The organism is Robertmurraya sp. FSL W8-0741 (genome assembly GCF_038004005.1).
Taxonomy (GTDB): domain Bacteria; phylum Bacillota; class Bacilli; order Bacillales; family Cytobacillaceae; genus Robertmurraya; species Robertmurraya siralis.
This window is the reverse complement of the sequence record NZ_JBBOQG010000001.1, coordinates 3,999,292-4,023,627: the sequence shown is the minus strand read 5'-3', so window position 1 is coordinate 4,023,627 and position 24,336 is coordinate 3,999,292. Positions and strand designations below refer to the sequence as shown.

28 protein-coding genes are annotated in these 24,336 nt (G+C 38.4%); 26 read left to right on the top strand and 2 right to left on the bottom strand.

All coding sequences use genetic code 11. The annotated features are described in order from the left end of the window. Positions 1-9 precede the first annotated feature (9 nt). The 24 genes from NST02_RS19625 to NST02_RS19510 all read left to right on the top strand — a co-directional run bounded on the left by NST02_RS19625 (position 10) and on the right by NST02_RS19510 (position 20,187). Positions 10-372 (top strand): glycine-rich SFCGS family protein, encoded by a 363-nt coding sequence (locus tag NST02_RS19625; RefSeq protein WP_137744104.1) that lies wholly within the window; start codon positions 10-12, stop codon positions 370-372. A gap of 4 nt (positions 373-376) precedes the next feature. After that, positions 377-730: a DUF4312 family protein gene (locus tag NST02_RS19620; protein WP_137744105.1), complete on the top strand. Its 354-nt coding sequence runs from the start codon at positions 377-379 to the stop codon at positions 728-730. A 14-nt stretch (positions 731-744) separates the two neighbouring features. After that, complete coding sequence (locus NST02_RS19615) at positions 745-1,530, top strand: DUF4311 domain-containing protein (protein ID WP_211344123.1); 786 nt, start codon at positions 745-747, stop codon at positions 1,528-1,530. A 34-nt stretch (positions 1,531-1,564) separates the two neighbouring features. Then, complete coding sequence (locus NST02_RS19610) at positions 1,565-2,203, top strand: DUF4310 family protein (protein WP_137744153.1); 639 nt, start codon at positions 1,565-1,567, stop codon at positions 2,201-2,203. A 12-nt stretch (positions 2,204-2,215) separates the two neighbouring features. Beyond that, a complete protein-coding gene (locus NST02_RS19605) occupies positions 2,216-3,328 on the top strand; it encodes a DgaE family pyridoxal phosphate-dependent ammonia lyase (protein ID WP_137744106.1) in 1,113 nt (370 codons plus the stop codon). After that, entirely contained in the window at positions 3,325-4,041 is a 717-nt protein-coding gene (locus NST02_RS19600; protein ID WP_137744107.1) for a KDGP aldolase, read from the top strand. The genes NST02_RS19605 and NST02_RS19600 overlap by 4 nt, the downstream gene beginning before the upstream one ends. A gap of 4 nt (positions 4,042-4,045) precedes the next feature. Further along, positions 4,046-4,708 carry an HAD family hydrolase gene (locus tag NST02_RS19595; protein WP_340949619.1) on the top strand — a complete coding sequence of 221 codons (663 nt, stop codon included), beginning with the start codon at positions 4,046-4,048 and terminating at the stop codon, positions 4,706-4,708. 557 nt (positions 4,709-5,265) lie between these two features. Next, positions 5,266-5,949 (top strand): GntR family transcriptional regulator, encoded by a 684-nt coding sequence (locus tag NST02_RS19590; RefSeq protein ID WP_137744109.1) that lies wholly within the window; start codon positions 5,266-5,268, stop codon positions 5,947-5,949. 23 nt (positions 5,950-5,972) lie between these two features. Beyond that, positions 5,973-6,992 carry a methionine ABC transporter ATP-binding protein gene (locus tag NST02_RS19585; RefSeq protein ID WP_137744110.1) on the top strand — a complete coding sequence of 340 codons (1,020 nt, stop codon included), beginning with the start codon at positions 5,973-5,975 and terminating at the stop codon, positions 6,990-6,992. Beyond that, positions 6,992-7,651, top strand: a complete 660-nt coding sequence (locus NST02_RS19580) for a methionine ABC transporter permease (protein WP_170211329.1) — start codon at positions 6,992-6,994, stop codon at positions 7,649-7,651. The genes NST02_RS19585 and NST02_RS19580 overlap by 1 nt, the downstream gene beginning before the upstream one ends. Before the next feature lie 19 nt (positions 7,652-7,670). Further along, positions 7,671-8,684 (top strand): uroporphyrinogen decarboxylase family protein, encoded by a 1,014-nt coding sequence (locus NST02_RS19575; protein ID WP_137744112.1) that lies wholly within the window; start codon positions 7,671-7,673, stop codon positions 8,682-8,684. A gap of 55 nt (positions 8,685-8,739) precedes the next feature. Continuing rightward, positions 8,740-9,573, top strand: a complete 834-nt coding sequence (locus NST02_RS19570; protein WP_340949616.1) for a MetQ/NlpA family ABC transporter substrate-binding protein — start codon at positions 8,740-8,742, stop codon at positions 9,571-9,573. Between the two features lie 88 nt (positions 9,574-9,661). Next, positions 9,662-10,456, top strand: coding sequence for a pyrroline-5-carboxylate reductase (gene proC / locus NST02_RS19565; protein ID WP_211344124.1), 795 nt, complete (start codon positions 9,662-9,664; stop codon positions 10,454-10,456). 11 nt (positions 10,457-10,467) lie between these two features. After that, on the top strand, positions 10,468-11,235 hold the full coding sequence (locus tag NST02_RS19560; protein ID WP_137744115.1) for a VOC family protein: 768 nt from the start codon (positions 10,468-10,470) through the stop codon (positions 11,233-11,235). A gap of 365 nt (positions 11,236-11,600) precedes the next feature. Further along, positions 11,601-13,634: a BglG family transcription antiterminator gene (locus tag NST02_RS19555; RefSeq protein ID WP_340949615.1), complete on the top strand. Its 2,034-nt coding sequence runs from the start codon at positions 11,601-11,603 to the stop codon at positions 13,632-13,634. Then, positions 13,624-14,097: a PTS sugar transporter subunit IIA gene (locus NST02_RS19550; protein WP_212933883.1), complete on the top strand. Its 474-nt coding sequence runs from the start codon at positions 13,624-13,626 to the stop codon at positions 14,095-14,097. The genes NST02_RS19555 and NST02_RS19550 overlap by 11 nt, the downstream gene beginning before the upstream one ends. Continuing rightward, positions 14,097-14,372, top strand: coding sequence for a PTS sugar transporter subunit IIB (locus NST02_RS19545; RefSeq protein WP_137744118.1), 276 nt, complete (start codon positions 14,097-14,099; stop codon positions 14,370-14,372). The genes NST02_RS19550 and NST02_RS19545 overlap by 1 nt, the downstream gene beginning before the upstream one ends. 21 nt (positions 14,373-14,393) lie before the next feature. Beyond that, on the top strand, positions 14,394-15,746 hold the full coding sequence (locus NST02_RS19540) for a PTS galactitol transporter subunit IIC (RefSeq protein ID WP_137744119.1): 1,353 nt from the start codon (positions 14,394-14,396) through the stop codon (positions 15,744-15,746). An 8-nt stretch (positions 15,747-15,754) separates the two neighbouring features. Then, positions 15,755-15,988 (top strand): hypothetical protein, encoded by a 234-nt coding sequence (locus NST02_RS19535; RefSeq protein ID WP_340949614.1) that lies wholly within the window; start codon positions 15,755-15,757, stop codon positions 15,986-15,988. A gap of 2 nt (positions 15,989-15,990) precedes the next feature. Further along, entirely contained in the window at positions 15,991-16,932 is a 942-nt protein-coding gene (locus NST02_RS19530) for a 1-phosphofructokinase family hexose kinase (protein WP_137744121.1), read from the top strand. Positions 16,933-17,112: 180 nt separating this feature from the next. Then, entirely contained in the window at positions 17,113-17,766 is a 654-nt protein-coding gene (locus tag NST02_RS19525) for a class II aldolase/adducin family protein (RefSeq protein ID WP_137744122.1), read from the top strand. Between the two features lie 107 nt (positions 17,767-17,873). Continuing rightward, on the top strand, positions 17,874-18,740 hold the full coding sequence (locus tag NST02_RS19520) for a Cof-type HAD-IIB family hydrolase (protein ID WP_170211333.1): 867 nt from the start codon (positions 17,874-17,876) through the stop codon (positions 18,738-18,740). Positions 18,741-18,824: 84 nt separating this feature from the next. Then, a complete protein-coding gene (locus NST02_RS19515; protein WP_137744124.1) occupies positions 18,825-19,478 on the top strand; it encodes an L-fuculose-phosphate aldolase in 654 nt (217 codons plus the stop codon). Between the two features lie 367 nt (positions 19,479-19,845). Next, positions 19,846-20,187, top strand: coding sequence for a hypothetical protein (locus NST02_RS19510; protein WP_137744125.1), 342 nt, complete (start codon positions 19,846-19,848; stop codon positions 20,185-20,187). A 454-nt stretch (positions 20,188-20,641) separates the two neighbouring features. Here NST02_RS19510 and NST02_RS19505 read toward each other — a convergent pair whose 3' ends face one another. Together NST02_RS19505 and NST02_RS19500 are read right to left on the bottom strand one after the other, a co-directional pair. Continuing rightward, complete coding sequence (locus NST02_RS19505) at positions 20,642-21,553, bottom strand: nitroreductase family protein (RefSeq protein WP_340949612.1); 912 nt, start codon at positions 21,551-21,553, stop codon at positions 20,642-20,644. A 519-nt stretch (positions 21,554-22,072) separates the two neighbouring features. After that, the gene (locus tag NST02_RS19500; protein ID WP_137744126.1) at positions 22,073-22,864 is read right to left on the bottom strand and encodes a MerR family transcriptional regulator; all 792 of its coding nucleotides are present in this window, start codon (positions 22,862-22,864) and stop codon (positions 22,073-22,075) included. A 246-nt stretch (positions 22,865-23,110) separates the two neighbouring features. Here NST02_RS19500 and NST02_RS19495 point away from each other — a divergent pair, with 246 nt between their 5' ends. Next, positions 23,111-23,491 (top strand): GntR family transcriptional regulator, encoded by a 381-nt coding sequence (locus tag NST02_RS19495; RefSeq protein WP_340949611.1) that lies wholly within the window; start codon positions 23,111-23,113, stop codon positions 23,489-23,491. Continuing rightward, complete coding sequence (locus tag NST02_RS19490; protein ID WP_212933890.1) at positions 23,484-24,335, top strand: ABC transporter ATP-binding protein; 852 nt, start codon at positions 23,484-23,486, stop codon at positions 24,333-24,335. Before NST02_RS19495 ends, NST02_RS19490 begins: the two co-directional genes overlap by 8 nt. Position 24,336 lies beyond the last annotated feature (1 nt).

Genomic DNA, 24,336 nt, shown 5'->3' with positions numbered 1-24,336 from the left:
AATGTGAACATGAATCAAGTTGTAGTTGTAATTGGAGATCGCTTAGGAAAAGGACAAAATGTCGCAAAAGGCGTTGAAGCTGCAGGAGGGAGAGCCATTGTTATTTCTGGAGTCGGTGCTGATATGCGCCTCGGTGATGTCATGAAAACAGAGCAAGCAGACTTAGGAATTTCTTTCTGTGGAAGTGGTGGAGCTGGTGCTATCACTGCACAGACAAAATACGGCTATCCGGCACATTATGGCATGCGTTCTATTGAAGAAGGAGTCACAGCGATAAATGAAGGCAAAAAAGTTCTCGGTTTTGGGTTTATGGATACGGAAGAACTAGGCAAGAGGATTACGGAAGCCTATTTAAAGAAAGTGCAAGGGTAAACGAATGGAGAAGATCGTTCAGTTTAAGGTTTCGGTAGAAGGTAAGGGAAAGTCAAAAGAGCTCGCTATTAACACCGCACTCGGGAAAATTCAGAGAAAGGTGATGGACGAGTTTAAAGCAATGATTATCCGTATTGAACCTGTGAGCATCGATGTGATTGAAGCGATTGAACATACGTACACGGAACGCTTTTTGCTATTTTTCTTTCCGAGAAAAAGGAGTGTCTATAAGGTCGTTATCGATGTGGATGTGAAGATTACTCTATTAAAAGTTGAAGACATTGATTTTAAAAAAATCGAATCACCTGATGGTATTGTAAATAATATTTTCCGCAATGGGCAAGTAGCGGATAAATAGCGGAGGAGAAACATATGGAAATGATAGAAGTAGCAATAAAATCAATTATTATTGGTGCTCTTGTCGGTATTGGCGTCGGTGCTGGAGCTGCTCGAATGTTTCATGCACCGAAAGCGCAAGGAATGGGGGCATTTCGGACATTAGGGGAACTGAATGCCTGTGCTGGCGATGCCGCTTCCCACTTTTCTTTTGGGTTAGGTTTCTTTTTTAACGCATGGGCATCCTCTGTTGGGGCGGGTGCTTTTACGCAGGATGTGGACCACCGGATTATTCCGAACTGGGCAGCGGCAGTATTGATGAGAAAAGGCAGACGTCCTGAGGATACGCTTCATGATCCAAAAAAAATGGCGATCTCAGGCGGAATTATCGGAATTTTGGTTGTTTCTTTTTTAAATTTGACGGCGTCAGCCATTCCGGAATCATTGCAAGCAATTGCTGTCCATGTTCTTGTGCCGGCAGCGAATTTATTAATCAATCCAGTTATGCCGGTTATTTTCTGGCTGGCAGCATTAGACGCTGGTAAGCGCTCTGGCTTCTGGGGCACAATTTTCGGTGGTGCTGCCCATTTGATTATGGGGAATGCCGTACCAGGCGTTGTGCTTGGGATCTTAATCGGCAAGGGAGTCGATGATAGCGGCTGGAATAAAGTGACGAAGACATTGCTTATTTCAGTCATCGTTCTCTTCATTTTAAGCGCATTCTTCCGTGGCTTCGATATCCAACTATTGGAAAGCATGTACATCACTCCTCCAGAATGGCTGCTAGATTTCCACAAACTATTAGGACTAGAGGTGAAGTAAATTGACAACGCAAACAGAATCTTTAGAAAAAGATATGTATAAAACATTTTGGTATGCAGATTGGTCATTTCCAATCTTTGTAGCACTTCTATCGGCAGGTATTTTTGCCGGGACTCATATGTATTATGTGTATAAAATTGGCGCTTTTAATGATGTTGCGATTGTTGCCATGCTGGAAGCGGGAATTCAAGGAGCTGGCTACGGTGCAGCAGCAGCTTTTGGAGCAAGTTTTTTATTCGCCCGAGTGTTGGAAGGTGCGCTTGTAGGGATTCTTGATATTGGCGGATCACTGCAAACCGGTATTGGGATCGGTGTGCCTGCGATTTTGCTGGCATCGGGAATTACTGCTCCTGTTGAAAACTTTATTCTTTCTTTAATTACCGGCGCTCTATTAGGGGCACTGGTCGGTTATTCAATTTTAGCGATTCGTAAATTAACAGTCGGACAGTCCAACTCTACTTTTGGAGCAGACATCATGATGGGAGCAGGAAATGCATCGGGCCGCTTTCTTGGACCGCTCATCGTCATCTCAGCGGCAAGCGCGTCGATTCCAATTGGAATCGGTTCAACAATTGGCGCGGCGATCTTTTATATATGGAAAAAGCCGGTAGCAGGTGGAGCGATTTTAGGAGCCATGATTTTTGGTGCAATATTCCCAATATCTTTAGAATAGGAGGAGTAAGCAATGAGTATTTTTGCACAGTTCGGTCTTCGTAAAGTCATTAATGCTAGTGGAAAAATGACAGCGCTGGGGGCTTCTGCCGTCAGTGATGAAGTTGCAGATGCGCTTAAGCGAGCAGCTCAGGACTATGTCGATATTGAAGAAATGATGGAATTTGCCGGCCGAGTCATAGCTGAATATACAGGGGCGGAGGATGGATGTCCGACATGCGGCGCCGCCGCTGGAATCGCGATCTCCACAGCCGCTGTCATCACTGGGAAAAATCTTTCCTTAATTGAAAGAATGCCAGATTCAGAGGGACTCAGGAATGAGATCATTATTCAAAAGGGACAGCAGGTTCATTTTGGAGCAAGCATCGCACAAATGGTTCGACTTGGCGGTGGAAAAGTTGTTGAAATCGGCAATGCCAATAAGGTAGAGGCTGATCATATCAAGCAGGCAATCACAGATAAAACGGCTGCACTTCTTTATGTTAAATCGCATCATGCCGTGCAAAAAGGCATGCAGTCGATTGAAACGATGATGCGGATTGCGAAGGAGCACCAAATACCGTTCATTATCGATGCGGCGGCGGAAGAAGATTTTCAAAAATACATCCGCATGGGAGCAGACATCGTAATATACAGTGGAGGAAAGGCATTGGAAGGTCCAACTTCTGGTTTGATTTGCGGGAAGAAAGAGTGGATGGAAGCCTGCCGCATGCAATATAAAGGAATTGGCCGTCCAATGAAGGTTGGAAAAGAAGGGGTTGCCGGGCTTATCGCCGCTTTAAAACAATATCCGTTTAAAAAGGATAATGCAGAAGAACAAATTGAGCGCATGACGAGGTTGAACGCAGCTTTGGCAGATGTGAAAGGATTGTCTTGTTCCATCAAACAGGACGAAGCCGGAAGAGCAATTTATCGCGCACAAATTCAGGTGGATGCCAGTAAAGCGGGCATGACAGCTGCAGAGCTTCTCAGTCGACTTGAAACAGGAAACCCAGCCATTTTTTTAAGGCATCATTATGTAAACGTGGGGATTTTGGCAGTGGATCCGCGTCCTTTATTGGAGGGGCAGGAAGACATAATCGCAAGTGAAATTAAACGGATATTAAAAGAGGTGCAATCATCATGAAGCAAAAAGTTATTTTCAATGTATTAGCAAAAGATGTAGACAACGCGAAAGAGCTAGCAGATTTAGCTGGTGATCGTGTGCTTATCGGTATTATGGTAAAAAATTATCCTTCGGTCGAAGCGGCGATCGAACAAGTAGAACTCTACAAAGACAATAAAATCCCTGTTTCAGTAGGGCTTGGAGCAGGCGATCCGGCAATGTGGAAAATGGTTGCTGACGTTTCAGCCAAAACAATGCCGAATCATGTAAACCAAGTATTTCCTGCAGCAGGCTATACACTCGGTCGCATACACGAGCTTGGGGCAGTTAATACACTCGTAAATGCCCTTATTGAACCTTCTGGCTCTCCTGGTGAAGTCTACATTTCAACAGGACCAAGCAGTTCTCGTTTCAAAGAAAAGGTATCCTGTGAAATGGCTGCAACCATGCTTGCTGAGCTTGGCGTAGATTCTGTTAAGTTCTATCCGATTGACGGTGATAGACGGCTTGATGAAGTTGCAGCAATGGTGAAGGCTGCTGTCAATGCGGGACTAGCCATTTTTGAACCGACGGGTGGAATCGATGTGGAAAATGTCCAGCGAATTGTTCAGACCTGCCTTGATCATGGTGCGGAAACGGTAATTCCCCATTTGTATACATCATTAATTGATCAAGAAACCGGCAAAACAGAAGTGGAGAAAATGAAACAATTATTGAGGCTGGAATGGAATTAAAAAGATGAAAGTGGAAGACACATATGCAGTCATTTTTGATATGGACGGTGTTATTGTAGACAGTGAGCCAGTATATCGGATATGGAATCGGGAGTTATTTCAACGCTTAAATATTACCGTTCCTGAAGAAATAAGAGCACAGTTAATCGGTGGCAGCACAAAGCGAAAATGGCAGCTGATTAAGGAGCATTGTCGGCTTTCACAAACGGTGGAGGACCTGATTCAGTACCAATACGAATTCTTTCGCGCAAAACCATTTAATTTTAAGGATGTTCTTTTTTCAGGTGTTCTACCTTTAATAGTGGAACTGAAAAGCAATGGAATTAGCGTTGCTTTGGCATCTTCTTCGGATAAAGAACGAATCAATCGAGTGTTAACCGATTGTGGCTTACAGCATGTTTTTGATGCAATTGTGAGCGGTGAAGATTTTGCAGATAGCAAGCCGCACCCAGAAATTTTTCTGCACACGGCAAAACTGCTTGGCAAATCCCCGCAACAATGCATTGTCATTGAAGATTCAACAAACGGCTTATTAGCAGCGACCCGGGCAGCTATGAAAAAAGTGGCTGTAAGGCATCACTCGATCAAAATCGATTTATCACTGGCAGATTTAATTATTGATTCCTTGGAAGAAGTAAATCCAACCATACTAGCAAAAATGCTGTAAATAAACTTAAGGAGAAAGGGGGAAAATCCCTTCTCCTTTTTGACTTTCTGCAATATTTTACTGTCACAAATTGTCTCAGTCGATAAGAAAGCGATTAAAAAAAATAATTGATGATGAATCACTAATTTATAGAAGATTGTTCTTTTTTACAATGAAAAATGCTTGAATGTTCTTTATTATATGGTATAGTATGGATTAATAACCGATTAAACTGATTGGAATTATAAAAATAGAGTGATTTTGTATATGGGCAAAGCTGGCCATTTCTTTTGATTTCGCTCATTTTCTCCCATCGTTCCATGCAATCAGGAGGCTTTTTAACGAAATTAAAAAGGCGTGTGAAACGAAAGTTTCATATAAGGATCAAAGCTTTTTATTTAGAAATCGATTTCTGAATATTTAAAGTAATGAGTAACCGCAGACGATTCAAAGAAAGAGGAGAAGTGCTTCAAATTTTAAAAGAAAAAATTGTATACAATTATACAAATATTTTAAACTTCATGATTCTCCATTTTACCTGCACCAAAGCATGATTAAAAATGGAAAAGGAAGAGGAGATGAATTTGGTACCAAAGCGCCGATTGACGAAGGATGTTGCTTATTACCAGATCAAGCAAAAAATTATATATGGCGAATTTAACCCGGATGAGGTGGTTCGTGAAGAGCAACTGTCTGAAATGTTGGAGATTAGTCGTACACCGCTGCGTCAGGCACTTCAGATGCTAGAAATGGAAGAATTCCTCATTCGCCAGCCGAATGGAAGATTAAAAGTGGCTTCCATTACGAAAGAGGAAGTGGAAGAAATTTTTCAGATTCGCAGCATGCTGGAAGGAAGTATTGCAAGAAATGCTGCAGCGAACGCTTCTAGTGACGATATTAAAGTTCTTACGGAAATATTGGAGAAATTGCGCCAAGCCTATCACTTTGGCTACACTCAAGAGTTTGTTGCGTATGGAAATGATTTTCATGACTATTTGGCGGAGATTAGTGGTTTAAAAACGTCGGTTAAGCTTCTTAGTATGATAAAAGATCATGCCAATCGCTATTGTCACTTCGTTTCGATGTATGGGAAATGGAGCAATCAGGTTGATGAACATGCTCTGATTCTAGAGGGAATCAAAAATAAGGATGGTGCATTCGCAGAGTTGGCAATGAAAAAACATATTTTAAGCACTTTAAAAGACGTGATTAATAGAATTGAAGATAAAGCAAGCTCTAAAATAGGAAACACTGTAGATTAGAGAAATTGCAGGGGGATATTAAGATGATTGAGATGAAGAGTGTCTATAAAACTTATAAAAGGAAAGATGTGACTACGGAAGCCCTTAAAGGGATTGATTTAAAGGTTGAAGAAGGGGATATTTTTGGGGTTATTGGTTACAGTGGTGCAGGGAAAAGTACATTAGTACGCCTTGTAAATTATTTAGAACGGCCAACAGATGGTGAGGTAATCGTTGATGGGCAGGTGCTCAATCACCTATCGGACAGTCAATTGCGTGCCATGAAGAAACAGATCGGGATGATCTTTCAGCATTTTAATTTACTAGAATCAAAGACTATTTTTGACAATGTCGCGATTCCGCTCGTATTAGCGAAAAAACCGAAAGAAGAGATTAAGCAACGAGTAATGGAACTACTTGACTTCGTTGGCTTACGTGAGAAGGCAAAGAGTTATCCGAGAGAACTGTCGGGAGGGCAGAAACAGCGTGTCGGAATTGCCCGTGCACTTGCATCAAACCCGAAAATATTACTTTGTGATGAGGCGACATCGGCGCTGGATCCGCAAACAACACAATCAATCTTGCAATTGCTGAAACGAGTCAATCAGGAATATAACATAACGATTATGATTATTACTCATGAAATGTCAGTAATTCAGGAAGTTTGTAATCGAGTTGCCGTCATGGAGGCGGGAGAAATCATTGAAGAAGGCTCAGTGCTGGACGTCTTTGGTCATCCGAAGCATCCAACGACGAAAAACTTTGTTAAAACAGTGATTCATAACAGCATTCCAGAGAGTGTCAAGCGTTCTTTGAAGAAGACAGGCGACAGCAAAGTGTTCCGAGTTGAGGTAAAAGGTGAGGTTGCTTCCGAGCCAATTGTTCATCAGGTTATGAAAGCTCATGATATCGAGGTAAATATTTTATTTGCCAATATGACGGAGATTCAGGAAACGACACTCGTTATTATGTACTTGCAAATTGCTGGAGAGGCATCTGCTATTGAAAAAGCAGTGCAATTTTTAAAAGATAAAGGTGCTGGCGTTGAGGAGGTTGTTGAATAATGTTTGAGACCGTCATTACACTAGAGCAATTTTTACAGGCAAGTATAGATACGCTGTATATGGTTGGAATGTCGCTTTTAATTGGTTCATTGGTTGGCATCCCGCTCGGAATAGCGCTCGTTGTAACACGGCCAGGTGGGATATTGGAAAATAAAATTTTCTATTCGATCTTGAATCCGCTTATAAATATCGTTCGTTCATTGCCTTTCATTATTTTAATGGTGGCGATCATTCCATTTACACGAATGATTGTTGGAACGTCGATTGGCACAAATGCAGCAATTGTCCCACTTATTATTTTTATATCGCCTTTTATTGCTAGATTAGTTGAAAATTCATTGCTCGAAGTAAATCCCGGTATTATTGAAGCGGCGGAATCAATGGGAGCGACACCATTTCAAATTATTTGGCATTTTTTATTACCGGAGGCATTTGGTTCACTCATTTTATCGATTACAACTGCAACGATAGGATTAATTGGTGCGACTGCGATGGCAGGAACTGTCGGTGGCGGTGGGGTTGGTGACTTGGCAATTGTCTATGGTTATCAACGTTTTGATACATTCGCCATGGTAACTACTGTTATTATTCTTGTTATTTTTGTACAAATCATTCAATCAACTGGTAATGCATTAGCTCGAAAAGCAAGGAAGGAATAGAGAGGGAGTGTAATGGTTTATGAGTTTTACGAAGAAACAGCGCTTTGAACAAATTTTAACGGGCAAAAAAGCAGATCGCCCCATAGTCAGCAGTTGGCATCATTTTTTAAATAAAGAGCAAACCGCAGTTGATTTAGCAGAAGCAACTATAACGTTTGCGAATAAGTACGATTGGGATTGGATTAAAATCAACCCAAGAGCTACATATTTAGCAGAAGCTTTTGGTAATAAGTATGATTTCGAAGATTATCGTTGGGTCTTTCCAAGACAAACTTATGCGGTTATTAATCAGCCTGCAGATGTTTGGCATGTGGAAGCTGTAGAAGTAGCGACATCCGCTCCCCTTCAGGAACAGCTAGAAGCAATGCGGTTGCTCCGAAAGGGTTTACCGGAAATGCCGCTCATTCAGACTATCTTTTCACCGTTAACGATTTTAATGTTTTTAACTGGAAATTCCTCGTATGTTAATCAGACTATGTATGGAAGTGATGAGCCTGTCGATTTTAAAGAACTTTTAAAATCAGAGCGTTCGGGTGTCCATCAAGCGTTACATGCGATTGCGATTACGATGGCACAATATGTGAAGGAATTGGCAGGTGTCGGGATTGACGGATTGTTTTATGCCGTAACGGGCACGGCACATCCGGATTTATTTGATGAATCGACCTTTAATGAGTTTTCTAGACCTTATGATCTACTCGTTTTAAATGCAATGAAAAAAGGAAAACGGATCCTTCATACGTGCGGCGCACATGCTCAGCCGGCAAGATTTGTTGATTATCCGGTTGAAGGGATTAGTTGGGATACTGAAGCAGAAGGAAACCCTGGTTTGGAGCTGAAAATAAACAAAACAAAGGTGGCAGGTGTTGATCATACCATTTTTGAAGGGGGTGACAATGGATTAATTGAGCAACAAGCAAAAAAAGCGCTAGACCTTATGCACGATGAACCTTTTGTATTGGTGCCGAACTGTGCAGTTTCAGTGAAAGCAGCAGAGGAGGCATTAAATACTTTACGGAAGAGCGTGATGTAATTTACATGTAAGGCTGATGGTTTAATAAAGGAGAAATATGGGGGGACTATTAAAAATGAAGAAATTATTATCCATACTTGTCTTGTTTACACTGTTTGTTTTAACTGCTTGTGGAAACGAGGAATCTCAAGGTGACAGCGGTGAAGAGAAAAAAGATCTCGTCTTTGGTTTTGGGGTAGGGACTTATGAGGAACAGTTCCGCAATGGGATCTTACCAATTTTAGAAGAAAAAGGCTACAATGTTGAAATTAAAGTGTTCTCGCAAAATATGCAAGTAAACCCGGCGATGGCTGAGGGAGCGATTGATGCCAGTGTCTTTCAAAGTACAGCCTACATGGAAGGCATTAATGAGGAATTAGGAATTAAGATGGTTCGCCTTGCATTTTCTCCAGGTGCACCGCAAAGCTTGCGTTCTGTTAACCATGACTCGCTTGATGCTGTTCAGGACGGCTCAACAGTGGCGGTGCCCAATGATCCGGTAAATCAGGAACGTGCTGTACGAATTTTGGAGGAGCTTGGTTGGGTGAATGTGGCTGATGGAGCTGGAACGACCGATTTTAATTTAAATAGTGTAACACCGGCATCTTATGATGTTAAATTCCAAGTGCTAGATCCAGCACAAATTTTAGTATCATTGAAGGATGTTGATTTTGGCGTCGTAAACGGAAACTATATTGCTGATGCTGGTATGAAAATATCCGATGCATTAAAAATTGAAAATACACCAGAGGAACACCGCATTATCGTTTCGATATTAGAGGAAGATTTAAATACACAATGGGCGAAGGATGTAAAAGAAGCTTACGAGTCGCCTGAATTCGAGGAATATATTTTATCGCAAGAAAAGTATGATGGATTTATTTTACCAGAGGCTTGGGAGAACAATTAAATTTTACTGGATAAGTAGGGGCTAAGGTCTCTGCTTATTCCATTTACATCGTTGTTAAAAAAGTAATTAATCAGTAGGAGGTATGAGCATGATTCATTTTATTGGTGGCGGACAGATGGCAGAAGCAATCATACGCGCTGTTTTAGCAAATAAAACGGCACGTAAAGAGGAAATTACTGTTGCAGATATATCTGAACAAAGGAATACATATTTAACAAAAAACTATCAGGTTTCAGCTAATGTAGAGCAGTCTGCTGCGTTAAAGCAAGCGGATATTATTGTAATTGGCGTCAGGCCACAAGACGATTTGGCCTCTGTTGGAACACTGATTTGTGAGCATAGTCGCAAGGAGGCGGTTGTCGTTTCCATTGTTGCTGGTGTGACAATCGAAAAACTGACGAACTTTATTGGTGAGGACCGGGCTATTGCGCGAGTGATCCCTAATACGTTGACTGATACTGGATTGGGTTACAGCGGTGTTTCTTTAAATAAATACGCTAGAGAAGAACAAGTGGATCGCTTTTTAAGTGGATTTGGCAAGGTGATGTATGTAGAAGAGCGATTGATTGATATTTTTACTGGTTTTGGCGTTGCTGGACCTAATTATGTTTATTATTTTATCGAATCATTTGCTGATGCGGGTGTTTTGGCCGGATTGCCCCGTCAACAATCGTGGGAGATTGCTTTGGAAAATGTGCAGGGCGCGGTTGAAATGTTGAGGCAAACTGGAAAGCATCCTCGGCAGTTGTTAGATATTAATAATTCTGCTGGTGGGGTTGGCATTAACGCACTTCATGAGTTGAACAATTCAGATTTTGCTGCTGGTTTGCAGCGCAGCGTTTTAAAAGCAGTAAAGCGAACCACTGAATTAGGGCAAGAATAAGGAGGATTCAAATGGCTAGCATAAAATGGGATCATACGGTTCATTATGTCAATGATCTAGAAAAGGCAATGGCAAAATTTAGAGAAGTGGGTTTAAATGCATTTATGGGCGGATCACATAAACTATGGGGAACGTATAATGCGTTAAGTTATTTTGATCTTTGCTATATTGAATTTCTGGCTGTAGAGGATCGTTCATTGGTAGAGAGTGTTAAAGAGCCAAATGACGTGGTGAAGGATTCGATAAAATTGTTACCTCATCGGGAAGAATTGAGCCGAGCTGCTTTAAGGACAGATGATATTGAAGCGGTGAGAGAGCAGTTATCAGCGTTTCAGCTACAAATGTCACCAATTATGGTTGGGAAACGAGTGGATGCACAAGGAAATTTGATTGAGTGGAAGATGATGACGATTGCCGGTGACTTTCAAGGATTGCCATATCCCTTTGTGATTCAATGGACGGGATCTGAGCAAGAACGGAGAGAAAGATTAAAAGAGTCAGGAATCATTCAAGCGCATCCAGCTGGAGATGTGCAGATCGCTGAGGCTGTGTTTGATGTGGAAGACCCAGTTGCTGTGGCCAAGCACTGGCATGAGTTATTTGGGTTTGAATATGAAAAATCCGATTTGCCAGAAGTAAGATTAGCGGTTGAGAAGCAGGCGTTTGTTTTTAAAAAAGGTCCACTCAATCGTATGCAACAACTAGTTTTTCATACTGATGTTCTCGAGTTGAAAGGAAAAACGATGACGATCGGTGAAGGGCAATATAAATTTGATTGAAGGAAATTTAATCATTATCTCGGAATATGTTTATAATTTCTGTGTTTTTGCTTGGTGGAGCCCCTTTGTGTAGGAAGTAATCCTTTTACACAATGGGGTTTATTTTTTTTACAGTAATTTCAGCGTACCAGTGTCTGCATTTTTATGTATACGAGGGGTGTTATTACAAAGCGCAACTTTTGTTTTTGCGTGAAATGAACAAAAATCGTATTATCAATCATAGTGTTTAACAGCGTCTTTTAGTGATTAATAACTAAGTTCATCACAGTGTAAATTAAAGCGCTTTATTTAAATTGTGATTGATCATGATTTTACTCCTATTTTTGGGTGCTACAATTTTAAATGAAGATGAGGAGGAGAGAAAAATGGGAGGTGAGAAAAGAATACTGAAATACTTGATGCTAAAAGATAGTGTTCAAGTAACTGATTTGACATTGGAATTTGAATTAGAAAAATCTGAAGTAGAGGATGCAATTAAAAAGATCAACAGTTCTTTTAAGAAAGATGTCATTTTTTATCAACGAGACGGTGTTTACATGACCGAGAACTCTAAAATGTTATGCTACAAAACACTGTTAAAAGGTGAAAAATTATTTTCCCATTACGAGTTTAGAGAACGATATTATTTACTCATTATTGTATTAGCCGTTGAAAACAAATATTTATCTCTATTGGAATTGGCAGATATTTGTTTAGTTAGCAAAAATACAATTTTAAATGATCTCAAATGTATGAAGAGGGATATAAGCAAGAAAGGGATAGAGATAGATTACTCAAGGAAACATGGCTACTCTATCAAAGGTTCTGAGTTTACGATTAGAAATATACTTGTCTCAGCTGTTAAAAATATCCTTCACTCACAAGCCGGAAGAATTTTGTTGGAAGAAAATAGCCTTATCAAAGAGTCGGAGATTTTCCGCTTGCGCAAAAGGCTGGAGCGTTTAGAAACAAGAATCGGCTTTCGTTTGACTGATGAACAGTTGGATGAATTGCCTTATATCATACAACTTGTTTTAAGAAGAGCCAAAAAGTTTAATCAAAGCTGGTCCTTTAAAATTGAGAAGTATGACATAAAAAATACAATAGAGTTTCCGGAAATTCAAAAAATGTTTTGGGATTTTGATTATTTATCTCAAAGTGATTTATTATATTTATCCTTGCAAGTGTTAGCGTCGAACATGGTGGAGTCAGCTTTAGAAATAACAGACGGTGATCAAGTAGCGATTGCTGCGGAAGAATTTTTGCAGAATATTGAAACGAATTTAGTAATGAAAATTCATAGAAGAAATGAACTAAAAGAAAAAATTCTTTTACATGTAAGACCAGCCATTTATCGAAATTTACTAGGTTTTCAGATAAACAACCCATTAACAGAGGAATTTTTAAGCCAATACCAAGAAATATACGAGGTTGTCAAAAAGTCTGTTACACCTTTTCAAAAAATTACACAAAAGGAACTTTCGAAAGAAGAGATTGTATATTTGTCGATGATTGTTTTAGGGCTGATCTATGAAACTGAAGAAACAGAAGCCATTTATAAAGCAGTCGTACTTTGTCAAAGCGGTACATCGATTTCGAAATTGTTACTAGTAAATTTAAAATCCATGTTTCCGGAAATATACTTTATTGGTGCATATTCGGTTAGACAGTTTGAGCAAAACAATCTAGATGTAGATTTTATTTTTACAACTGTTCCTGTGAAGCATAAAACATCTACCTTTATTATTCCGCCTATACTGGATAAACAAGATCGCCTGGAGCTTAAGGAACGGGTTCAATGTGAAATGTTAGGAAATAACGATAAAATGGTTCAATCTGTAATGAGAGCGATCAAGCCATATATTTCTGAACAGCATATTGAAACCGTTTACAAAAAGGTTGGAGATTTATTATCAAATCCGTATACCTCTTCTTCCAATGAAGATTTGAATAACGAGAAAAAGCTATTTAGATTTTCTATTGACAATATCAGCATTATTAATGAAGAAATATCCTGGGAGCAATTGGTCGACATTTCCATGAAGCCTCTTCTAAGGAGAAAAAGTGTTACCGAAGCTTATATCGAAGAGACGAAAAAAGCGTTTTACGCAAATTATGACAAAATGATCATTGCACAAAATGTATACTTACCCCATTTCTCTCCCGAAAATGGAGTAAATAGGATGGACTTCCAGATTTTAGTGTTCAAAAATCCAACCTTCACACCAAATGGAGAAAAAGTGAGTATCGTTGTCGCTCTAGCTCCTTCAGTAACAAATGAACATGTTCCAACTTTGATCAAGCTAAATAATATATTTTCAGATGAAAAGACTCTTGCTCAGATAATCAATGAAAAAAGTATCTTTGTCACCGAAAACATCTTGAATGAGAAAGGAGCTGAGCAGAACTGTGAGTTATGACAAGCTTTTCTATAAAGATTTAATGATGTTGAATGCTGATTTTTCAACATCGCAACAAATGTTTGAGTTCGTAAGCAATGAATTGGTCGCACGGGATTTTGTGGAACAATCATTTAAAGCCTCGATTATTAATAGAGAAAAAAATTTTCCTACTGGTCTAGCAACTGAATATTTACAAATAGCCATCCCACATACAGATGTTGTTCATGTGAAAAAGCCGTTTATTTATGTAATAAAGTTGGAAAAATCTTTACCATTTCTGCAGATGGCAACGACTGATAAGTGGATTGATGTAAATACAGTTTTTATATTGGGCATCAAGAATCCTTCCAAACAGGTGGGATTACTGTCGACAATAATGGATAAATTCAGAGAGAAAATTTTTATAGATAATTTCAGCGCCATATCTAATCAAGATCAAATGATAGATTTCTTACAAAAACAGTTTAGGAGTGAAGAATAATGAAAAAAGTGATAGTGGCATGTGGCTCAGGGGTGGCAACAAGTCAAACAGTTGCATCAAAAGTTGCGAAATTATTAAAAGAAAAAAATGTTAAAGCGGAAGTCGAAGCGATTGATATTAAATCATTGGATAGGTTCATTAAAACCTGTGATGTGTATGTCGCACTGACAAACCCGCAAAAGGATTATGGAGTTCCTGTTGTACAAGGCATCCCTTTTTTAACAGGTATGGGCATGGAGCAAGAACTTGAGAAATTAATAAATGCTTTGAAATAAACCATTTAAGAGGTGATATTTATGGATGTTTTACAAAGTGTAGTCCAATATGTATTAGATATGGGAGCATCTGTATTTGTACCAATAATCATGTTAATGATCGCGTTAATGGCACGAATGAACTTTAAAGAAGCATTGAGTGCATCCATAACATTCGGAGTTGCTTTTGCCGGGATCAATTTGGTTGTCGGTTTTATGTTAGACACAATCAGCCCTGCGGCCCAATCCTTTACAGAACTTACTGGGATTTCATTAACAGCTGTTGATGGTGGTTGGACGACTGCAGCCTCAATTACTTGGGCTTGGCCGCTCGCGTTTCTAGCATTTCCTATTCAAATAGGCATTAATGCTCTTATGTTGATATTTAAAATGACTAAAACATTAAACGTCGATATGTGGAATGTTTGGGGAAAGATTTTCACTGCCGTGTTAGTAACGTATATCTCTGATAGTGTTATTCTTGGTTTTGTTGTAATTGCGATTCAAACGGTTATTGAGCTGAAGGCTGGGGATATTTGGGCTCGTGAAGTAGAAGATCTCACCGGGATTCCTGGTGTTACTGTACCTCATCATATGACGTTAATTGGAACATTACTATACCCAATTGATAAAGTGTTGGATAAAATTCCTTTTATGAATAAAAAAGCTGATGCAGAGGCGTTAAAAGAGAGGCTTGGTGTATTCGCAGAAAATCATGTAATGGGAGCTATTATCGGATTATTACTTGGATTTGCGGGTGGTTACGGAATTCAGGGCTCCTTAATTTTAGCGATTCAGGCAGGAACAGCATTAACTTTATTCCCAATGGTTTCTAAGTTATTTATGCAAGGTCTTGCTCCAATTTCTGATGCTATTTCCGAATTAATGCGAAAAAAATATGGGGGTCAAGAACTTTATATTGGTTTGGACTGGCCAATTCTTGCAGGGAAAAACGAATTATGGGTAACAGCGATTATATTAATCCCGATAGAATTATTATTTGCTATTATTCTACCAGGAAATATCGTATTGCCATTCGCAGGGATAGTGAATCTTTCGATAGTAGTTGCAGTTCTTTTATTGAGCCGTGGGAATTTAATCCGAATGATCTTTTATGGAATTATTACAACCCCGGTATTCTTCTATATTGCAACCTATTTCGCGCCACATATTACGAGGCTGGCAACGGAAACTGGAACTGTTAATGTTGCCCCAGGAACGATGCTTGCTTGGAGCACAATGGAAAATGGGGAATTTCGGTTTGCGTTTGCAAATGCTATGGCAGGTGAATGGTGGGGAATTATATTAGCGATTCTATGGATTGCAGTTTTTATCTGGTTCTACATTGGTCGAAAAAAAGACAATGCAGCTTACTTTCAAGAAAAAGCGAATTGAGGTGAGCAATGATGATTAACAGAATTATTTCCTCAAAATGGTTTTGGAGAGGTATGGTTGTCATTGGAGTACTACTTATGATCTTTGGTTTCTTAAGTAAAGATCTTACAATGTGGATGACAGCTTTTGTGATAGGTTTATTAATTAGATATAACGCATATGATCTTCTCTTCAAAGACTATGATGATCGTGTGAACAGCTTGAGAGAAAAGTACAGAAAAACAAAGGTGGGGAGTTCTTAAAATTGATATATACAGTAACCTTAAATCCTGCAATTGATCGTATAATGCGTGTTCAAGGACAATTGGTGAGAGGCAAAAATAATCGAGTATCCTGTAATATGTTGGATATTGGCGGGAAAGGTACTCATGTATCAGTAGTTTTATCTATTTTGAATACTCCCAATATTGCAACCGGATTTGCCGGTGAGGGGAAAAAGGATATTTTATACAAGTTATTAAAAGAGCAAAACGTAGACCCGCAATTTTATATATTGGAAGGGAAAGAAATTAGAGAAAATTATGTGTTAATGGACGAATCAAATACGGGTAGCTTCATGATTACACATACTGGTCCTGAAGTGACGAAAAAGCAAGTGGAATCTTTTGTTGACGACTTATCGAAAAAACTAACTAAGGATGACTTTGTGGTTTTTGCGGGCAACCCATCTAAGTATATGAGTGCAGGTGAATATTTATATATTCTGAAAGAAGTTAAAAAGACAGGTGCTAAAGTCATTGTTGATGCATCAGGGGATTATTTGAAAGCAGCTTTGAAAATCCAACCAACATTGATAAAACCTAATCAGTTTGAGTTATCTGAACTAACTGGAATGAAAATCCATTCAATAGATGATTGTTTAAAAGCATATCAGCAATTTGATGGTATCGACATGGAGTACTTAGTAGTCACGCTCGGGAAACAGGGAGCGATTCTATTTCATCAAAATGGTGCTTATCATGCCAAAGCACCTAGAGTAGAGACGGTGAATGATACTGGTTGCGGAGATGCTTTTGTAGGTGGTCTCGTTTATGGTCTTTACCACCACCACTCTATTGAAGATATTTTAGTCTTTGCTACTGCGATTAGTGCATCTAAAGCAATGCAAATCACGAGTTCTGGTTTTGAAGTAAAGCGAGCAAATGAATTAAGAAAGCAAGTGGTCCTTCATAAGATGATAGATTAAGCGAAGGATCTATCTATTCATTGCCTGGGGTTCAACGGCTCATTTAAGCTCAGACTAAAATATCTTTCTCTTAACGTTTCATTATAAGAGCAGTCTGTCAGCATAGCTGCAAAACATGAGAATAGAGTGTTCTTACGTTCAAAATTATTGACATGATCATTTTAATTAAAGGAGGATATTATGTTATATCGCAAAGAAAGAGAGGAACTTGTCCAGGTCGTTAAGACGATGTTTGACCGTTTTGAAACGAATACTGCTGGAGGAAATGTCAGTGTTCGTATGAATAAAGAACATATTATTATGACTCCAACTTTAATGTCACAAGAAAAACATTGTGTGTTAAAACCCTATGAAATCCTTGTTGTAGATATGGATGAAAATCTTGTGGAAGGTGAAGGGGAAATAACGCGCGAAATCAACATGCATATGGCATGCTATCGTGAAAGAGAGGACGTCCAATGTGTCATTCATGCTCATCCAAAAGAATCCCTTGTTTTTGCGACAGTCGGAGTAGATATGCCGAACTTAACAGAAGGGACACAAAAAGTTGGAGAAATTCCGGTTTTGCCTTTTGCTCCAGCAACCTCTGAGGAACTTGCTGAAACCGTAAGAGCACATGTGAGAGATTTAGAGGAAAATTTTTCATTGCCAAAAGTCATGCTTTTAAATAAACACGGTATTCTAGTTTTAGATAAAACGCTAAAAAAAGCATACGATATGCTCGAAAGAATTGAATATAATGCATATGTAGCACAAAAAGCATTATTATTTGATGCATTAAATATAAAAAAATTAACGATAGAGAATGAGCTTAAATATAATTTAGAAGAATAACGGCTGATAAAACAAGAATACGGGTTGTATTTGGTATGACTCGTATTCTTCTAGTTTGAAGCTCTTGCTGAGGTTTTTTGCGTATGTTTAAGGCTGGAGGAGAGAGTATGAACCTTATTGCAATAGATTTAGATGGTACGATGTTATCTGGCAAAGGAACGATTAGTCATAACAACAGGGAGGCTGTCCGCCGAGCACAGGCCGAAGGGAATATCGTTGTTATTGTTTCGGGGCGTGCCTTTCAAGATATAATAGAGATTTTAAAAGATGCCAAGCTTGAATGCCCAATCATTGCTGCAAATGGCGCACTAATATATCATGACGGAAGAGTAATCCAAAATCTTTATTTAGATGGTAACACCGTGAAAGACTTATTAAAAATATCAGAGAAGTTAGGAATATATTATGAACTTTATACGAACAAAGGAATCTATCAGTTAGAAAATGAAAAGATGAACATTATGAAGGAAATATCCTCTTTGAGAAAAAAGGACCCAGCATTTTCTGAGCATAAAGCAAATCAAATGATGGTGACTCAATATAAACAAAAAGGGATCATCAATGTGTTAGACAAGCAAGAAATTCTACTGGAAAAATCCCTGGCAGTAACAAAGTTTTTTATGATTTCTTTTGATCTGGAAAAGCATAAATGGCTGGAGAGGGAATTAGAGAAAAGAGCGGACTTAACTGTGATTAAATCGGACATTCAAAAATTTGAAATTGCTCATCCAAAAGTTAGTAAAGGCAATGCCTTACAAGCTTTTGCCAATTTCATAGGAATTCCGCTAAATCGTGTAACAGCGATCGGAGATAATCTAAATGATATTTCTATGTTTTGTGTATCAGGCACGAGTATTGCAATGGGCAATGCAGTGGAAGCAATTAAAAATATCGCAACTTATGTTACAAAATCATGCGATGAAGACGGTGTAGCTTATGGCATTCAACATTATATTATACAAAAAGATAAATAAAATGTATGGCATTAAATGTTTTTTTGTTGGTGGGCAAGGTTTAACTGGATGGACAAGGATGAGATAATAAAGGAGCGAACCGATATGACTTTATTAATGGATGAACGGAAACAACTGGTGAAGTACGGATTAAAATTAGTCGATTCAGGTCTTACTGTGGGAACGGGTGGCAATATAAGTATTTTTAATAAAAATTCCGGCTTTATGGCTATAACACCAAGTGGAATCGAATATGATCAATTGCAGGAAGAAGATATAGTTATTATGGATCTAGAAGGGAATGTAAAGGAGGGTTCGTTGAAACCTTCAAGTGAGCACCAAATGCATTCGATTGTGTATCGAAACAGGGACGATGTTTCTGCAATGATTCATACCCATGCACTTTATGCCACCACGATATCGTGTTTAAATATTGATCTACCGGCGATTGACTATTTAGTTGCACATGCAGGAGGAAAAAATGTAAGATGCGCCAAGTATGCAACATATGGCACAAAAGAGTTAGCTGAAAATGCTCTAGAGGCAATGAAAGATCGAAAAGCGGTACTACTAGCCAATCATGGAATTAATGTTGTTGGGGATAGTTTGGAAGAAACCTTCGCTGTTACAGAGCAAATAGAATTTTGCGCACGGCTATATTGGCAAGCCAGAGCATTTGGAGAACCGGTTATACTCCCTGATGAGGAAATGAATATGATGGTGGGGAGATTTGAGAATTATGGACAGCAGAAAAATTAATTGTTGGTGTTAGTGATTAGGCGGAAATTTGATAATTAGCTTCCATTAAATTAAAGTAAAGAAAATAATTTTTATTATACATCCGTTAAAAATATTTGGAATGGGGAATGTATAAATGTAAGATAGCGGGGCGCTTCCATCGGGAGCGTCTTTTTCTTCTTTATTTTGTAAGCGTAATGTTTAAGTTATGGAATAAGCACACTAATTTTCTACAGAATGATGCGCTTAATTATGGTATGTTTATATTGAAAGTTGTTTGAAAGGGGGAATAAATTATTTAGCAGATGAAAGCAGAATGAATCAGTTATTAAAAAGTAGTTAAGGCATTGATAAAAGTGGATGCACTAATTTATAGGAGGGAATAGAAATGAGTTCGAAGAATGATGACAGCTATTTTGTTGCCAATAATGCTGAAGAACTTCTTCGTGGATTAACGAACAAGGAATCTTATATTTTAATTACGAAGGATTATGTTAAAGAATTTGAAGATAATACAGAACTGCCATTATCTGAGAATGAACAATTAGGATTTAATTTAGGATTTCGTGGTAATGCAGGAATCTTGAGCGAGATTTTTTATCAACTAATTAATAAATTTAGTGATGGAAGTAAGCAACAAAAGCAAATTGACAGTAGGATCAGAAAATATACAGTGAAAAAATTAGCTGATGGTGAGCTTCTTTTGTACTTACGTCAATTAGACTATTAAGCTTGTTATTCCATGACATTGCTTTAAAAGTATTGTGAAACTAATTTTGTGAAGTTAAGCGGCTAATATTAGAAGGTGAATTAATATTAATATCACTGCACAGTAGTGTGCAAGCTCCCAATAATGAGCGTGAGCATTAATCATCGTTGTTATATTGATACCACTCCCATTTGCTCGATTGGCATTTCAAAGACATCAAATACAATAATTCACCATTTAAAAAGTGTGGGTGGGATGAAATCTTCCATTATATTGTATGAGGTCATAGGGAAAAATTGGAGTAAATCATAAGAACATTCACAGAGTAATTTACAGTTTGACTTTTGTACAATGTAATTGATTGAATGAAATTTTGGGCTTTTGAGAAGTCAGGTTATCTGCCTAATAAACTGTCTGATTGCGAAAAATTAATCGATGAGCTTGCATGTAATCTCAGTTACAGTAGATCAGCTTGTTAATAAAATTTAATATCAGAAAATGTTCTTTTTATCGCAAAGCTATATTTTACACTGGGATAACCAAAAATGATCATTAGCCCATTTTTATTTTTTAATGGAATACCATATTTTTTCTTTGTTCTTTTGCCAAAAAAATTTAATATAAATTGAGGCGTACCAATCATGCAACTTCCTAATCCTAATGTTTGTGCAGCCAACATAGCATATGTTGCAGGAATATAAGGATCAATAGGATCAGCATATGGGGATGAATGGAAATACATTGCTAATGGTGCCGAATATGTTAACCAGTTCTGCCCTTCTTCATATTTTTTTAAAAAGGTATCAATTGCAGTTGAAGCAAAACTTTCTATCGATTCATAAGTTTCCCTGCTCATAAAAGGCTTATAAGCTTTTAACATCAGTGGCGAGAAAACCCACTTATTTTTCTTTAAAAGATTAACTAAATCTAATGTGAATTCTTCAACTTTATCATTTCCATCTAAAATTAAAACTTCGACATCAGAACTTCCAAGTCCATTTGGTGCAGTTGCTGCTGCTTCTAAAATTTTTGCTATTTTCTCTCGCTCTATTCGTTGATTTTTAAAGTTTCGCACACTTCTACGGGAGAGCATTAATGACATTAAATGCTCGTAATTAGCGATCTCTTCCATTTTCGGAAGCTCAATGAGATCATCTGGGGTCATGCCCCTGCCGTTTATTTTAATTGCTTTCGTTGGGCAAACTGCCATACATTGACCGCAAGCAATACAGCCAAAGACACGATTTTGGTCAACTTTGATGATTTGATCTTCAACAAATAAAGGCGCCCCTTTACACACCTTTACACAAAGCCCACAGGTAATGCATTTGTCTCCATCAATCACAACGTCAGCACTTTCATAGAATCGTCCAGTTTTTAATGGCATAATTTGAACTCCTTTAAGGTCCCACTTAAAATATGAAGAGAATGATAATGATGAGGTCCGTTAAGTGAGTGCTTCCAGTATTTAAAACGACAATACATACTTATTTTTATTATAATCCATTTATTTTGCTACAAGCATTTTTAGAGATAATGTAACAAAAAATTCAAAATGATTCACTTATACTATTTAAAAGGCTCTCTAAAAAGAGAACATTTTTTTCGACGATCTGGTTAATGCGAGGATTTTGCAAAGAATAAAAGGAATTTACTAGTTGGGTGCGGGGATTTTCCAATTAATGTGGTATTTTTGAAGATATTCCGGATTTCCCTAAATCGGAAAACCCGTTTATTTCGTTTACACCCTATCAACGACCAACGATGTTCGTTGCTTTATTCTGCTTTTGAGAGATTAGGGTTTAGTTTTCCCCATGCCTGAAACGGTTAACGTCGATGCAGGATTGGGAAGTGGAAAAAACGAACTTGTTTTTCTCCACTTCCCTCGTTTTAGAGACTATATGCCTTAAAGATTATTCTCCTCTTTGTACATCTCCTCCATCGCCTCTCCGATAGCTGTCAAAAAAGCTTCTTCTTCTTCTGTGAAGAAGTTAGGAAACTTAAAGTCTAATTCTTCGGTTTCCATCGATTGCTGTGCTTTTTCGAGTTGCTCCGCGAATGCTTCATGATCATCGATATGTCGAGTGACCATCTCTGTCAATCTTGTGAGAACATCAAACGCTTCAGGGGATTGAGGAGATGCTCCATTTTTTATTAATTCTTTGATTGTGGATAGCAATTCTAACATTTCTAAATCAATCTGTTTTCGTTGCTCTTTTGAAAGTGAAAAGAAATGGTTTACGATATCCTCGGAAAAATATTCTCTAACCCATTGCTCCTGTTCTTGCTCATGCTCCATTTCATAAAGTAGTGAACGCAATAGTGCCCAAGTGATGGGCTTCCCTTCCGACATTAGCATTTGAATACGTTCTACCGCTTCAATTGCCCGATTTAACTCATTCCTTTTTTCAGTCAATAATTGATGTTGCCACGCTAAAGATTTTTCTAGTTGTGGTAATCCTTTAACATCATCTTCAAGTAAGTTTTTGATTTCCTGTAAAGAGTAGCCGATGAATTTTAATGATTGAATCAGCTGAAGCTTTGCCAATTCCTCCAGCCCATAGAGCCGATGTCCGGCACTATTTTTTTGCGCTGGAATGATTAAACCTAGTTCTTCGTAGAATCGCAGCGTCCGTACCGTAATTCGTGCTTTCTGTCCAAACTCACTAATCGTATAAACAGGTTCCTGTTTTTTCATAGTTAAAAGCCTCCTTTTCGTACTTACATATACAGCGTAGCATATGACGTAACGGCGGGGGCAAGGGGGAATCTGTATAGTGGTGAACTCCTTTAAAAAACCTGTGACTCCATTTAAACTAAGATAAAAATAAATGGGGATCGATTTTTTTGGAATCATGAAACTATGATGATTACTTATTGACAAGTACATCTAAAACTGTATATTCTGTATATGTTGATAGTAATACAGTTTTGGGGTGATAGGTTGAACATTGTTATTTCCAACAGTTCTGGTTTGCCGATTTATGAACAGATTAAAGATCAAATTAAAGATCAGATCTTATCAGGGGAATTAGAGGAAAATGAAATGCTTCCTTCTCTCCGTAAATTGGCCCGGGATTTGAAAATAAGCGTGTTAACAACTACGAGAGCATATAATGAACTTGAACAGGAGGGATACATCACAAGCCAGCACGGCAAGGGCTTCTTTGTAATGTCGAGCGGCTCTGAATTGATTCGTGAACAACTTATTAAGGAAGTGGAGCTTAATTTGAACCATGCTATTCAAGCAGCGCAACGAGCATCAATGACGAATGAAGAAATGCTCGAATTATTACAGCTTTTGCTGGAGGTTGAAAATGACTAATCATTATTTGGAGTTAAATGGTGTGAGTAAGACTTTTTCTGGTTTCAAGTTGGACAACATTAGTTTTTCCTTGCCTAAAGGCTATATCATGGGTCTCGTTGGAACTAATGGAGCTGGTAAGACAACTACAATACAGCTTATCCTTAATATGCTTAAAATGGATTGTGGACAAATACAGATATTTGGTCATGACCACGTGAAATATGAAAATGTTGCCAAACAATATATTGGTGTTGTATTTGACCATGTTTTCTATGTGGATAGTTGGACGGTTAAGGATACGGAAAGAGCTATTTCTTCCTTCTATCATAATTGGAGACATGATGTTTTCAACGAAATGTTAAGACGCTTCGATCTGCCTCTGGAAAAAAAAGTGGGCGAATTATCACGTGGTATGCAGATGAAATTAATGCTTGCTTGCGCGATGTCACATGATCCAAAACTGCTTATACTTGATGAGCCGACTAGTGGGCTAGACCCCGTTTCTCGGGATGAACTTTTGGAAATGCTGCAAGAATACATCCAGGATGGTGAGAGAAGTGTATTGTTTTCTACGCATATCACGTCAGATTTAGAAAGAATCGCCGATTATATTACCTTCATTCATCAAGGGCAGATCGTATGCTCCGGGAAAATGGATGACTTTCTGGGAAGATTTCGCCTTATCAAAGGAAGGCATAAAGAGCTGACATCGGCTCTACAGGAAAGGATTATCGGTTTACGTATTACGGATATGGGTTTCGAAGGGCTTATCGATATTAAGGAAGCTACTAAATATAAACATTTGGTCCTTGATGCAGCATCGATTGACGATATTATGATACACATTGGCAAAAGGAAGTGAC